Below are 13,902 nucleotides of genomic sequence, written 5' to 3' on the forward strand. Positions count from 1 at the left end.
AAGAGAGATAAATGCAGAACGTCCAAATTAAAAAAGGGGTGGTAATATGTTAGTTAAGGATTTCATGATAAAGGAAGTCTATGTAGCCCGTCCTGATTTTACATTAAAGGAAATTCTGCGAATCTTAATCGAAAATAAAGTGGGCGGTGTCCCGGTCGTGGATGAACATGATAAGCTATTGGGAATGGTGACGGACGGGGATATCCTTCGTTATTTGACACCTGCCGAGGAAGCCATCATGGGGTATTTCACATACATTACGGTTATTCCTGGTGAAGAATTGGATGAAAAGGTTACATCCAAGATGAATGATAAAGTCTCACAAATCGTTAAAAATAAAAGGATTACAAAGCTATCTCCCGAAGATCCGCTAGATGAATTGATAAAGGTCCTTTCCAAGCATCATTTCAAGAAAATCCCTGTCGTGGACAAAAATGATAAAGTCGTCGGCATCATCAGCAGGGGAGATGCCCTTAGGGCCCTTTATAAGGAATTCGTTCAAAAGCTGGAATAAATGGGTATCATAAAAAGGCCTGCTCGATTACGAGCAGGCCTTTTTGTAATCATCATTGAGTGCTTTCTACTGCTTTATCTGCATCAGATTCACCTTTTGCTCTTTTTTCCTTCAATTTAAAGTAGGCGTCCATTACGTCCCGCCCGATCCTTTTGTTTATATCATCAGAGGGCTTGCCTTGATACACCCATGGCACGACAACAGAAAATGCCACTTCCGGATTATTGTGAGGTGCATAACCTACAAGAGTCAAATTTATGGTTTCCAAGGGTTCACTATATTGATTTCTCCGCGGTCCGTCGTAAAAGGCCTCGGCAGTACCAGTTTTTGCTGCCGCACGGTAAGACTTCCCGCCGAAATATTTATATGCCGTCCCGCCTGGCTCCTGGGCAACCTGCCTGAATCCTTCCTGGACACGCTGCATCCAAACGTCTTTCCCGCCTAAATCGTTTAACACTTTGGGACTCATTGTTTTAAAGACGCTGCCCAATTCATTGTGTTCGTTGGATGGATTCCTGATTTCCCTGACCATATGTGGCTCAAGCCTTTTTCCGCCATTTGCAATCGTCGATGCATATTGTGCCAATTGCATTGGAGTATATGTATCATACTGCCCAATCGATAAATCCAGCAGCAATCCGTCTGTTGAAGTATCGACGCCTTTAAATCCGACAGACTCATTAGGCAGGTCGATGCCAGTACGGACACCCAATCCGAATTGAGCAAAATGATTTCGCATGATCGCATATGCTTCCCTGTTGATTCCTAACGGTCGATGAGGGATATAATGCCCGCCGGCAATTCTGATCGCCGTCATGAACATATAGACATTCGACGATTTTTTTAAAGCGGAGACATCCGTTACATACCCTAAAGGGCTATAAGATTTTTTTGGATTTGCACCAGCTAAGTAAAGTGGATGGTCATGAAACGCCGTCCCTGGTGAGATGGCTCCAGTCTGAAAGCCCGTGTAGACCGTAGCCCCTTTAACAGATGACCCCATCGTATAGGAGGTCGTAATGTTTCCAAGGGCGAAATCGTTCATTTCGGTCAATCCGGTCTTACTGTTGCGGCCGTATTGCCTGCCGGCCATCGTAAGTACCTCGCCTGTATTCGGGTCCATTAAAACGACGAAGGCACGATCCAATAAGTAGGTATTTCCCCTAGCCTTGGTTCTGCGCAATTCGCTCTCGATGATTTTTTCAACCTGTTGCTGCAGCTCCATATCAATTGTAAGGATCAAGTCTTTTCCGCTTTGCCCTTCAGTCAGGGTATTCGTATTGATGACTTCTCCTTTGCTCAGCACATTTTCAATCCGCGTCTTTTGACCACGCAGGACATCTTCATATTGTTTTTCGATATAACTTTTTCCGACCCGGTCATTCCTGGTATAGTCCCGTGCCAGATAATAGTCAATATTTTCACTGGGAATGCCTTCTTCGGAAGAAGAGACCTTGCCAAGAACCGAGCGGAGGGTCTCATCATATTTATAGGTCCTTTCCCAATCCGTCGTTACGTCCACGCCTGGCATTTCATCCAAATGTTCACTAACCCTGGCGAATTCTTTTGTGGTGACATCTTTATTCTTCACGATCGACGGTGCGAGGGCATAGCCACTATTGAATTCCCGGAAGATGGCGATCACTTCCAACTCATCCTTGGTGAATTTCTTGATATTTTCATCGGTTACCCGTTCCATTTGAAGTTTGTATAAATTTTTTTGCTCCAGTTTCTTTTCGATTACTTTCTTCCTCTCGGCTTTGGTAATCAAGGCTTCGGCTTCTTTTGGATGTTTTAAAATCCAAAAATCCTTTTTATCCGGCAGTGTTACCTTTTTTGTATCTTTTTCTATCAAGGTAGCAAGGACCTCCGCCGTCTTCACCATATCGGCCGCTTTCGTATTCGGGTATTTCGTATAAGTGATGGCGTTCCGCGGCTCATTATCAACGACCGGATTCAAGTTGCGGTCATACATCTTACCACGGGGAACGGGGGTATTGGCCACATCGTTTTCCGTTCGGTCGACTTCGCGAAGGTAATCATCCCCATACACGATTTGGACGATGCCAAGCCGGATTATTAAGCTTGAAAATAAAATGAATATTAAAAAGAACATAAAGTTCAGTCGGAAAGGAATTGGGGTTTTTTTCTTTTTTTCTTTGGCCATGATTAACATTCCTTTCTAGTAAAAGTAAAAAATAAGAAAATTCCTATCTCCAATGATATATAAAATTAACTTATTTTTCTATGCTTTATCCGTAAATTTATCTATATTTCCAAAAGATTGTTTAAGAGTTATAAAATTCCTAGTAGTCTCAAAATTGGGAAAATTGATTTAAATTTATATGACAAATGATTTGGGTGGGGTTCTAATAGATAAATAGTGGGTGAAGCAGCACGGCGGCAATCAAGAGGAGAGATGCTTTATAGAGTTGCTCATGTGAAAAAGGGATGCTCAAATCAAAGTACTTGGAGAGATGGTCATGGTAAATGAACGATCAATGACTTTAAACCTTCGAGAATTCATTCACAATGCCTTAAGTACCATGATTTTTTATTCAAGCATTAATTTGCTTCAGATTTCCTAACGGGAGTTAGAGTCGCCACACTGATAATCTCTTTGAAATATCCGCATAGCTCAAGCCATTTTTCCGGGTAAATATAGATGAAACGTTCAATCGTTTCTATAGAGTGAAGTATCAGGCAATCGATTTGATCCGTTTTTCGCTTCTGCAAATTGAATAGAAGCTCATGCGGGATGGTGTAATAAGGATGGATTTGATACGGATTCAGTATGACCGGGGAAATATTCATTTCGTCCCTATACTTGTCCGTCATGATCTTTTGGATTGTAAAGCTTTCGTTAGTATGTAAATCCCCGAATCTGTAGTTTGGATTCAATAGTACAATGCCTCTCATTTGAATCACCCATTCTTTTTGCTAACCATTCTTGCCAAATGGAGGATGGGATATTCAAAGTAAGAGGCCTGATGCTAGAAAATGGCTTTCATTCCGTTAAGGGTCTTGAGCTGCTTGACATTTTCGAGCACCTTGTTGGTCAAGTCCACCTTTTTAGTAATCGGTGAGCTTCGTAAATCTTCTATGAAGCTTTCATTCGAGAACCAATCAATGGAAGGGAGAGGAAAGACTATTTGATCTGCCCATGCATCATGAAGAGTGGGGCTGTAGACTTTAGCATCTTTTGCCGTGGTTGGGTCTGAGGTATATATATTTTTCCAGTAATCCTCTCTGGAACCCGTGTGTGGGACCTCTTTTGTAAATTGGCTAACACCGCGAAAAACAACCGGATGCTGAAAAAGAAGCCCATATAAGAATTTTCCCGTTTCTATACGCTGTTTCGGATCGGCAAAGCGTTCAACGGTCAGGCCTGTCAAGGAATGGAGTCCGTCTTGCTTGTTTTCGTAAGGGAAGATCACATTCATGAAGCCTAAGTATTCCTGAAGCTGAAAATCAAGCCTTCGGAGGATTTCACCATGGCGGGTACGTTTTAGTACCCTTTCCTGAAGCATTCTTTGTTCATTAATGATGAGGGATGTTGTCAAAAGGGGTGAATGTGGTTCTTCGATGAAAGATTCCCAAATCGGGGCCATGAATCTTGAAATGCGGAATACCTGTAAGTATTTCCTTATTGGAAGTGCTTTTTGTTTAGAAAGTTCATATAAAAGGAGCTGGGGGAAGGCATCGGCAAATATGGCCGAATTGGCGCGCTCAAGGAACAGGAAAAATTTCTGCCGTTCCGCTTTGTCAATAAGATGGGTCATGGATGAACTTTTCAAGTCAGTCATATGGTATCCTCCATTCCTCGAAACCATATGTGCTAAAAAGGCCCAATGGACCTCTGGATTACGATTGTAAAAGGCGAGATATGCTTGTGTTCTTGTGATATTGTTCCTGTTCAAGGCAGCCGTTTCGGTACGAATGCTTTTTACAAGGGCGGTTTCCTCCGGAAAAAAAACTTTTGACTCATCCAAAGGCTGAAATAGCTCTTTTTGTAAATGGGATTTTAGCGTGTCATATCTTTCAGCATCGATGATGGGTTTGGTTTTGACAGGGTTTTTGCCTAACAGCTTCTGCACATATTGGGAGAACATATGATCACCACGAAGGTTTTTCGATCATTATATGCAGAGCCGTCAAGAAAGGGGCGTTACAAATTTGCAACGCCCTTGATGGTTTTCTTTTGTCATCAGTTATTTTTCTTCTTCTTTTCCCTGTACAATAAAATATAATAAACTATCCAGAAAAGTATCACAGGAATGAAGGATAACGGTCTATATTGGACCGGTACGGCAAATAAGATGAAAATGGATGAAAGTAAAAAGGGAACCGCCAGGAGTATATATTTTCTCCAGTGCATATGCTGAACCTCCTTAGGTAAACGTCATTCTTATAAGAATAAAGGATTATCCATCAATAATCTAGAAAAGTCACAATTGACAAAAATATACACACGTAGTAATCTTTAAACATAAGTTAAAAATTACCATTAATCAATGTAAAAGGAGGCGAACGTCATGACTAAATCAGTTAAGCATATGGATGTTACAACCGAATATCATACGTCCGCCTGCCCTGAGGCTTTGTCGTTCTAGACAAAGGATTGAGAACGTGTTCATTCATCATTTAAGCGCAGGTTGTGGAATTTTCGCGGCCTGCGCTTTTATATGTGTTCTTACACATCTAAAAAAGCTTCCGCTAATTGGCGGAGGCTTTTTGGCATTTGGGATTCAGGTGCAATAGCATCCTTTCCATATAAAAGATAGGAGGAATTTTAAATGAGACAAAAGAAATTGGGAATCTTACTGCACCCCGGAGATCCAGAAAGCGGTTAGCGAAGGGAAAGGTTTGAACAAAAGGGAGGGGAATTCATGCTTGCGATTTTTAAAAAGCTGTCCTGGTTCTTTAAAGAACAGTGGCGGCGTTATACCTTGGCCATTTTATTCCTATGTCTAGTGAATATCTTGGAGGTCATCCCGCCAAAATTAGTCGGGAATGCCATCGATGATATGAACAGTGGAAGCATGACGCAGGAAGATGTCATGAAATACGTTATTTATTTGCTCCTGGTACTGAGCGGCAGCTACCTATTTGGGTACTTATGGAGTTATCTGTTATTCGGCGGCGGAAACTTGGCCGAACGAAAACTAAGGTCCGGATTTATGGGCCATTTGCTGAAAATGACGCCGACTTTTTATGAAAAAAACCGTACTGGGGATTTAATGGCAAGGGCAACCAATGATTTAAAGGCAATATCCCTCACAGCTGGTTTCGGGATATTGACGCTCGTTGATGCGGTGCTGTTCACCATTACAGTTGTGGTCATGATGGGAGCCACCATCAGCTGGCAGTTGACGATTGCGGCGGTGCTTCCACTTCCGATCATGGCAGTGATGATGCAAATCTACGTGAAAAAAATTTACAAACGTTTTACTGATGCACAAGCTGCCTTTGGTACTTTAAATGACAAGGTCCTGGAATCCATTTCAGGTATCCGTGTCATCCGGGCTTATGTCCAGGAACGGGAGGATGAAAAACGATTTGATGATATGACGGAGGATGTATATCGCAAAAATCTCGCCGTGGCAAGAATCGACGCCCTCTTTGATCCAACGATCAGCATTATCATCGGAATCAGTTATTTAATCGGTTTGGGCTATGGGGCTTATCTTGTTTTTCAACAGGCCATAACTCTTGGCGGACTGGTTTCGTTCAATGTTTACCTAGGCATGTTAATTTGGCCGATGATCGCGGTGGGTGAACTGATCAATGTCATGCAAAGGGGAAATGCTTCGCTGGATCGTGTTCAAGATACCCTTTCATATGAAGCGGATGTGAAGAACCCATTGGGTTTGGAGAGTATTCCTAATCCGGAAAATATCGAATTCAATCAAGTGTTTTTTACATACCCTTCCTCTTCAGTAGTCAATCTATCCAATATTTCCGTACAGCTTGAGCGTGGTCAAACATTGGGTATCGTCGGGAAAACAGGAAGTGGTAAAACGACATTCGTGAAGCAATTGCTACGGGAATATCCTTTAGGAACAGGAGAAATTGCTTTTGCAGGAATTCCGTTGGAGCAACTGGATCTGGAAGATATTCGTAACTGGATCGGTTACGTTCCACAGGACCATTTTTTATTCTCGAAGTCTGTTAGGGAAAATATCTTATTCGGTAAAATGGATGCAACTGAAGATGAACTGGCTGAAGCTATCCGGCTTGCGGATTTTGAGAAGGACTTAATGATGCTGCCCAACCGTCTTGAGACACTCGTCGGTGAGAAAGGTGTCGCTCTATCTGGAGGGCAAAAGCAGAGGATCTCGATTGCCAGGGCACTGATCAAAAATCCAGAAATCCTTATATTGGATGATTCCTTATCCGCTGTAGATGCGAAAACGGAAACGACCATCATCGAAAACATTCAAAATGAACGGGCAGGGAAAACGACCATCATCACAACACATCGCTTATCAGCCGTTCAGCACGCGGATAGGATTATCGTGTTGGACAGTGGAGAGATCATCGAAGAGGGGACTCACGGAGATTTACTGCAGAATAATGGCTGGTATAGGGAGCAATACGATCGACAGCAGGTTGACCAAGGGACGGAGGTGAAGGCATGAAGGTCGTAAAGAAACTTTTTAATTATGCTGCACTATATAAAAAATTAATCATTGGCGCCCTGATCATGCTGGCACTTTCGGTAGCCGCCGATTTGACGGGTCCATTCGTTGCCAAGAAAATCATCGATTCACATATCCTTGGGATCGAATCCTCCTGGTATGAAACGGTTAAAGGAAAAGATGCTGTTAAGTATGATGAAAATTGGTATAAACGGGCCGATTACTTTAATGAAGGTGAGAAGAAAGGCAGGGAAGTCCGCGTTTTGCAGGTTGGCAATCAATTTGTCTTCGTAGATGAAGCCGTGCCTATGGATGGCCGAAGAAGCTTGGAGAACCAATCGTTGATCATCAAGAAAGACGGGAAAGAGCAACGGGTGCAAGCGGTTAAATTGACGAGTCAGGAAGTGATGCGGTTTTATCAACCGGAAATTCCGCGGATCTTTAAGCTTGTGGCTTTTTATTTTGGCCTTGTCATCATTTCCTCCATTTTTCAATATGGGCAGAGTTTTTATTTGCAGAAAGCGGCAAACCGAATCATTCAAAAGATGCGAAATGATATTTTTACGCATATTTCCCGTTTACCGATACGCTATTTCGATAACATGCCAGCGGGAAAAGTGGTAGCCAGGGTAACTAATGATACGGAAGCGATCCGGGAATTATATGTAACGGTGCTCGCCAACTTCTTCTCGAGCACGATTAATATCTTCGGCGTTCTGATTGCTTTGTACATTCTGGATGCACGTGTCGGTACCATTGGCCTTTTACTCATTCCGATCATCGTTATCTGGACGACGGTATACCGTAAATTCGCCTCAAAATATAATCACATCATTCGGGAACGGGTCAGCGATATTAATGGGATGATCAATGAATCCATTTCTGGAATGAGCATCATTCAGGCATTTGGACGTGAAAAGGAGACGAAGCAATCTTTTGAAAATTTGAACCAGGAGCACTATTCCTATCAAAATAAAATGCTCCATTTGAATTCGTTGACGGGTGGAAACTTAATTGGTGTCATTAAAGTTCTGGCGCTAGTGGCATTCGTCTGGTATTTCGGGGGGATTTCCCTTACAGCGAGTTCAGCCATTTCTTTAGGGATGATGTATGCAATTGTTGATTTGATCAGCCGCCTGCTTCATCCGCTTCACGGAATCGTCAATCAGTTCGCTAACCTAGAACAGGCACTTGTTGCAGGGGAGCGGGCATTCAGTTTATTGGATGAGCAGGGATTGGCAGTCAGTGATGAAAACATATCCAGATACAAAGGAAACGTGCAATTCGAAAATGTTTCTTTTGGCTATAAGGATAATGAATATGTGTTAAGGGACATTTCCTTCTCAGCTAAGCAAGGGGAAACGATCGCTTTAGTTGGCCATACTGGATCAGGAAAAAGTTCCATAATGAATTTATTGTTCCGTTTTTATGACAGTAGTGAAGGGCAAATCAAAATTGACGGAAGAAATATTTTGGATATTCCCCATCAAACGCTTAGGGAGCATATGGGAATCGTCCTCCAGGATCCCTATTTATTTACTGGCACCATCGCTTCCAATATCAGTCTGAATCATAAAGGCATCACAAGGGAAATGGTTGAAAAATCATTAAGGGATGTAGGGGGCGACAAAGTGCTGAAGCATCTTCCTTTAGGGCTAGATGAACCTGTGATTGAAAAAGGAGGAACGTTGTCTTCTGGACAGCGGCAGCTAATCTCTTTTGCACGTGCTCTTGCATTCAATCCGGCGATATTGATTTTGGATGAAGCGACGGCAAGCATCGACACAGAAACCGAGGCAATTATCCAGAAGGGAATGGAAGTGCTGAAAAAAGGGAGAACGACCTTCATCATTGCACATAGACTCTCCACGATTAAAAATGCAGATCAAATTCTGGTACTGGATAAAGGTCGGATTGCTGAGCAAGGTACACATGAAGAATTAATGGAACTAAAAGGGAAGTACTATCAAATGTATGAGCTGCAGGCTGGGCCGCATAAAGGGATGGCCGGTTGAAATACAATTGAATAAGTAAGGATAATCAAGATTAAACTATTAATGAAGGTGCCGTAATTGGCACCTTCAAGCACAATGCTTGATAATAGTAATCATTACGCTTAACATATACCTATACTAACGATGAGGTGATAATAGTGAAACAAGAAATACATCCCGATTATCGACAAGTAGTATTCATGGATACCAACAGCGGTTATAAATTCTTGACAGGTTCCACGAAAACATCCAATGAAACGATCGAATGGGAAGACGGCCAAACGTATCCATTATTAAAAGTGGAGATCAGTTCAGATACGCACCCTTTTTATACTGGAAAGCAGAAGTTTGCTGAAAAAGGCGGACGAGTGGATCGCTTCCTGGATAAATATAATATGAAGAAATGAGAGTAAGGCCGTCGGGAAATCGTTGGCCTTTTTTTATGGATGGGTTTAACAAGAATTAAAATGATGCAAACAAAAAGGGTGCCCATAAATATGGGGCACCCATCCTTTTTTCATTTCGCAGCAATTGCTTCGCCTTTTGCAATATTTACAAGGGCCGCATCGAAGTCCTTGATTAAATCGTCCGGATTTTCAAGTCCGACAGAGAGACGAAGCAAGCTGTTCGTGATGCCCCGCTTTTCCCTTTCATCAGCAGGCATGGCAGCGTGGGACATTTTGGCCGGGTAGGATAATATCGATTCGACAGCTCCAAGGCTTACGGCAAAAACAGGAAGCTCGACAGAGTTCACGAAAGAGCGGAAGACTTCTTCGCTTTCCAATTCAAATGATAGGACCGCCCCGGCTCCAAGTGACTGGCCTTCCTGGATGGCGTGCTGTGGATGATCTGCTAGGCCGGGATAATACACTTTTTTAACCAAGGGCTGCTTCTTTAAGTAGGCGGCAATCTTTTCTGCCCCTTTTTGGGAGTGCTCCATTCTAACGGACAAGGTCTTCAGACCTCTCATTACTAGCCAGGCGTCCTGGACACCAAGAACCGCTCCAAAGGAGTTTTGGAGGGAACCGAGTCTTACTGCCAATTCAGGATCTTTCACTACAGCAAGTCCAGCTACCACATCACTATGTCCGGATAAAAACTTCGTCGCGCTATGAAGGACAACATCAGCGCCCAGATTCAGTGGTTTCTGTAATGCTGGCGTCAAGAATGTATTATCAACAAAACTTAAGGCCCCGGCTGTTTTTGCGATATCACATACGGCTTTAATATCGGTCACTTTAAGTAATGGATTTGAAGGCGTTTCGATGTATATGGCACTCGTATTTGGCTTAATGGCCGCTTTGACGCTTTCAAGGTCCGTCATGTCAACGAAAGTATGCTCAATATTGAAACGTGTCAAAACACTTGTGACCATCCTGAACGTTCCGCCATACACATCTTCGGAAATGACGATATGGTCTCCGGCAGACAACAGTAGGAAAGCTGTTGAAATGGCTGCCATACCTGATGAAAAGGCAAAACCGTGTGTACCTTCCTCAAGTTCGGCAATGATATCTTCCAGCGCTTCGCGAGTTGGGTTCCCGCTTCTGCTGTAATCATATTTACCGAATTGATCGATATCGGATTGATGGAAAGTGGAAGCGTGCTGAATGGGGACGCTCACACCGCCTGTTGCCGAATCGAATTTATGTTGATTATGGAGTAATTTGGTTTCAAAGCTAAAATCATGATCGGTCATCGTAGTGCCTCCCTTTTTACGTGTGCGAATGCTTGCTGTAAATCCTGAATCAAATCGTCGCTGTCCTCAATGCCGACAGAGAAGCGAAGCAGGCGATTACAAACCCCATTGGCCGTTCTGACTTCAAGCGGTATATCGGCATGTGTTTGTGTAGCAGGATAGGTGATGAAGCTTTCGACCCCTCCAAGGCTTTCTGCAAACGAAATTAATGAGAGTGATTGTAAAAATGGGTTGACCGCCGCTTCTTCAATGATGCGGAAGGAAATCATGCCGCCCCTACCGGGATACAATACGTCCGTAACACAATCATGTTCCGACAAGTAATCTACAAGTACCTTTGCATTCTTTTCATGACGCTCCATCCGCAATGCCAGGGTTTTCATTCCGCGCATCAACAGCCAAGAATCAAAGGGGCTCAAGACAGCACCAGTACCATTATGATGGAAGGCAAGTGCATCACATAATTCCGCGCCGCTGGCCACGATCAGTCCGGCGAGCACATCATTATGACCACCGAGATACTTGGTAGCACTGTGAATCACAATATCCGCTCCAAGCAGGATGGGTTGTTGAATAAGAGGCGTGTAAAAAGTATTATCAACGATTAACAATAAATCAAATCGTTTGGCCAATGCGGCAACGGCGCTAATATCCGTTTGCTGCATAAGAGGGTTAGTGGGAGTTTCAATGAAGATGGCTTTCGTGTGAGGAGTGATGGCTTTTTCGATATCCTCCAAACAACAAGTGTTCACATAGTCACACTGCAACCCCCATTTCTTAAAACCTTGTTCTAACAGACGATATGTACCCCCATAAAGATCTTCGCTGACAATCCATGCATCACCTGATTTAAATAAGGCCAGTATAGTAGAAATGGCTGCCATTCCTGAACTGCAGGCATATCCTTGGTCGCCTTTTTCCAGATCGGCGATGGATCGTTCCAATAGTTGGCGTGTAGGATTACCTGTCCTTGTGTAATCGAATCCAGTCGATTGACCGATTCCTTCGTGGCGAAAAGCAGTTGAAAAGTATACCGGCGGATTGACTGTTCCTGTCGCCGTTTCGCTGCGATTTCCTAATTGAGCAAGATATGTTTCAGTTTTGTACATAGTTTTCACTGCTCCTTTGAGTTATATAAAATAAAAAAAGTCTTCTTTAAGAAGAAGACTTTGATTAAGTAGGGACGAGTCATTCTTCTTATCTTCCAAGTTCACAAACTTGTGGAATTAGCACCTTTTCATTGGTTTGAAACAAATGAAGGTTGCTGAGGTGTCATCGGGCCATTCCCTATACCTCTCTCGATAAGAGTTTAGATTATTCAATTTCTTTTGAATTTACTATAAATACAAAATACTGTCAAGAACAAGTTTGATGGATTTTGCTTCGATGTTCATGACTAGGTCTATTGGAGCCTAGCGGTGTCAACACTTTACGTGTCTAAAAAAGAATATCCGGAATTTTCATGTGGTCAAGGATAATCCTGAATGATCCTGTTGAATTAATTGAATTTTTCAGAAAAAGGGGAGGCTTGGCCGGATATTTTTGCTTTAAAATAATAAAGTTTGTACAATGTAAGGAGAGAGAATAATACGACATTATTCATTTCATATACTTAAGGTCTTCGATGAATAGTGCAAACATAGGAGGAGAACACATGGATTACAGAATCGAACGAGATACGATGGGTGAAGTGAAAGTTCCTGCCGATAAATATTGGGGAGCACAGACCGAGAGAAGCCGTAACAATTTCAAAATTGGTAATGAAAAAATGCCGATTGAATTGGTTCGTGCATTTGCATACGTTAAACAAGCTGCGGCAAAGGTGAACTATGATCTCGGTGATCTTTCGGAAGTTAAAAAGAATGCCATCGTTAAGATTTGCGGCGAAATCCTTGAAGGTACGCTTGATGAACATTTCCCGCTTGTAGTTTGGCAAACGGGAAGCGGGACGCAAAGTAATATGAACGTGAATGAAGTGGTCGCTAACAAAGGGAATGAATGGTTAAAAGAAAATGGTGAATCGGAAACACTTCACCCGAATGATGATGTAAACAAGGCACAAAGCTCCAATGATACTTTCCCGACCGCCATGCATATTGCAGCCTTTATGGAGGTCGCTGAAAAGTTGGTTCCTGCCATCAAAGAACTTCGTGATACATTCGATTCAAAAGAAAAAGAGTTTTGGGATGTCGTGAAGATTGGCCGGACGCATCTTCAAGATGCAACACCACTGACATTAGGACAAGAAATTTCTGGCTGGAAAGCGATGCTTGATAAAGATTTAGCGATGATTGAGGAAAGCAGCCAAAAATTATTGAACCTGGCTCTAGGCGGAACGGCTGTAGGAACAGGAATCAATACAAAAAAAGAATTCCCGGGACTTTCAGCAAAACAAATTGCAGCGGATACAGGACATCCTTTCGTCACATCGGATAATAAGTTCCATGCATTGACAAGCCATAACGAAATCGTTTATGCACACGGTGCTTTGAAAGCATTGGCAGCAGATTTAATGAAAATTGCGAACGATGTCAGATGGCTGGCAAGTGGCCCTAGAAGCGGAATCGGCGAAATAGCCATTCCTGAAAATGAGCCAGGCAGTTCCATCATGCCGGGTAAAGTCAATCCAACACAGAGTGAAGCGCTTACCATGATTGCGACACAAATCGTGGGTAACGATGCTACAATTGGATTTGCAGCAAGCCAAGGTAACTTTGAATTGAACGTATTCAAACCAGTCATCATCTATAACTTCCTTCAAACAGTGAAATTATTGACGGAAGGCATACACTCTTTTAACATTAATTGTGCGGTTGGCATCACTGCAAATGAAGATAAGATCAAAGAAAATGTAGATCGCTCCCTTATGTTGGTAACAGCATTGAACCCGCATATTGGTTATGAAAAAGCAGCCAAGATCGCCAAAACTGCATTCAAGGACAACTCTACCTTAAAAGAAGCGGCATTGAAATTGGAGTTCCTCACGGAAGATGAATTCAAAGCATGGGTCGATCCCGCTAACATGGTTAATAAATAATTCCATAGGAGTGCCCT

General features: G+C 42.7%; 10 protein-coding genes and 1 riboswitch. Of the genes, 5 read left to right on the plus strand and 5 right to left on the minus strand.

Annotation, left to right across the window (positions count from 1 at the left end):
* The first annotated feature begins 46 nt into the window (after positions 1–46).
* A complete protein-coding gene (locus QUF78_RS06330) occupies positions 47–514 on the plus strand; it encodes a CBS domain-containing protein (protein WP_289324009.1) in 468 nt (155 codons plus the stop codon).
* 52 nt (positions 515–566) lie between these two features.
* Here QUF78_RS06330 and QUF78_RS06335 read toward each other — a convergent pair whose 3' ends face one another.
* The 3 genes from QUF78_RS06335 to QUF78_RS06345 form a co-directional block, all read right to left on the minus strand.
* The gene (locus QUF78_RS06335; RefSeq protein WP_289324010.1) at positions 567–2,681 is read right to left on the minus strand and encodes a peptidoglycan D,D-transpeptidase FtsI family protein; all 2,115 of its coding nucleotides are present in this window, start codon (positions 2,679–2,681) and stop codon (positions 567–569) included.
* Between the two features lie 398 nt (positions 2,682–3,079).
* Complete coding sequence (locus QUF78_RS06340; protein WP_289324011.1) at positions 3,080–3,442, minus strand: hypothetical protein; 363 nt, start codon at positions 3,440–3,442, stop codon at positions 3,080–3,082.
* Between the two features lie 65 nt (positions 3,443–3,507).
* Positions 3,508–4,611, minus strand: coding sequence for a DUF2515 family protein (locus QUF78_RS06345; protein WP_289324012.1), 1,104 nt, complete (start codon positions 4,609–4,611; stop codon positions 3,508–3,510).
* 792 nt (positions 4,612–5,403) lie between these two features.
* Between QUF78_RS06345 and QUF78_RS06350 the strand changes: the two genes are divergently transcribed.
* The 3 genes from QUF78_RS06350 to QUF78_RS06360 all read left to right on the plus strand — a co-directional run bounded on the left by QUF78_RS06350 (position 5,404) and on the right by QUF78_RS06360 (position 9,556).
* Entirely contained in the window at positions 5,404–7,155 is a 1,752-nt protein-coding gene (locus QUF78_RS06350) for an ABC transporter ATP-binding protein (protein WP_289324013.1), read from the plus strand.
* A complete protein-coding gene (locus tag QUF78_RS06355) occupies positions 7,152–9,170 on the plus strand; it encodes an ABC transporter ATP-binding protein (RefSeq protein WP_289324014.1) in 2,019 nt (672 codons plus the stop codon). Before QUF78_RS06350 ends, QUF78_RS06355 begins: the two co-directional genes overlap by 4 nt.
* Positions 9,171–9,307: 137 nt before the next feature.
* Positions 9,308–9,556 (plus strand): type B 50S ribosomal protein L31, encoded by a 249-nt coding sequence (locus QUF78_RS06360; protein WP_061461980.1) that lies wholly within the window; start codon positions 9,308–9,310, stop codon positions 9,554–9,556.
* Positions 9,557–9,666: 110 nt separating this feature from the next.
* Here QUF78_RS06360 and metC read toward each other — a convergent pair whose 3' ends face one another.
* Together metC and QUF78_RS06370 are read right to left on the minus strand one after the other, a co-directional pair.
* Entirely contained in the window at positions 9,667–10,848 is a 1,182-nt protein-coding gene (gene metC, locus QUF78_RS06365) for a cystathionine beta-lyase (RefSeq protein WP_289324015.1), read from the minus strand.
* Complete coding sequence (locus tag QUF78_RS06370) at positions 10,845–11,957, minus strand: methionine biosynthesis PLP-dependent protein (protein WP_289324016.1); 1,113 nt, start codon at positions 11,955–11,957, stop codon at positions 10,845–10,847. Before QUF78_RS06370 ends, metC begins: the two co-directional genes overlap by 4 nt.
* A gap of 85 nt (positions 11,958–12,042) precedes the next feature.
* Positions 12,043–12,156: riboswitch (SAM riboswitch) on the minus strand.
* A 346-nt stretch (positions 12,157–12,502) separates the two neighbouring features.
* Here QUF78_RS06370 and fumC point away from each other — a divergent pair.
* Positions 12,503–13,885: a class II fumarate hydratase gene (gene fumC / locus QUF78_RS06375; RefSeq protein ID WP_289324017.1), complete on the plus strand. Its 1,383-nt coding sequence runs from the start codon at positions 12,503–12,505 to the stop codon at positions 13,883–13,885.
* Positions 13,886–13,902: the final 17 nt, after the last annotated feature.

Source organism: Peribacillus sp. ACCC06369, assembly GCF_030348945.1.
Lineage (GTDB): Bacteria > Bacillota > Bacilli > Bacillales > DSM-1321 > Peribacillus.

What these genes read in the sequence shown, in the direction of transcription:
- QUF78_RS06330 (WP_289324009.1), top strand. Translation starts at nt 47, where the DNA reads ATGTTAGTTAAGGATTTCATGATAAAGGAAGTCTATGTAGCCCGTCCT.
- QUF78_RS06350 (WP_289324013.1), top strand. Translation starts at nt 5,404, where the DNA reads ATGCTTGCGATTTTTAAAAAGCTGTCCTGGTTCTTTAAAGAACAGTGG.
- metC (WP_289324015.1), bottom strand. Translation starts at nt 10,848, where the DNA reads ATGACCGATCATGATTTTAGCTTTGAAACCAAATTACTCCATAATCAA.
- QUF78_RS06355 (WP_289324014.1), top strand. Translation starts at nt 7,152, where the DNA reads ATGAAGGTCGTAAAGAAACTTTTTAATTATGCTGCACTATATAAAAAA.
- QUF78_RS06370 (WP_289324016.1), bottom strand. Translation starts at nt 11,957, where the DNA reads ATGTACAAAACTGAAACATATCTTGCTCAATTAGGAAATCGCAGCGAA.
- QUF78_RS06335 (WP_289324010.1), bottom strand. Translation starts at nt 2,681, where the DNA reads ATGGCCAAAGAAAAAAAGAAAAAAACCCCAATTCCTTTCCGACTGAAC.
- fumC (WP_289324017.1), top strand. Translation starts at nt 12,503, where the DNA reads ATGGATTACAGAATCGAACGAGATACGATGGGTGAAGTGAAAGTTCCT.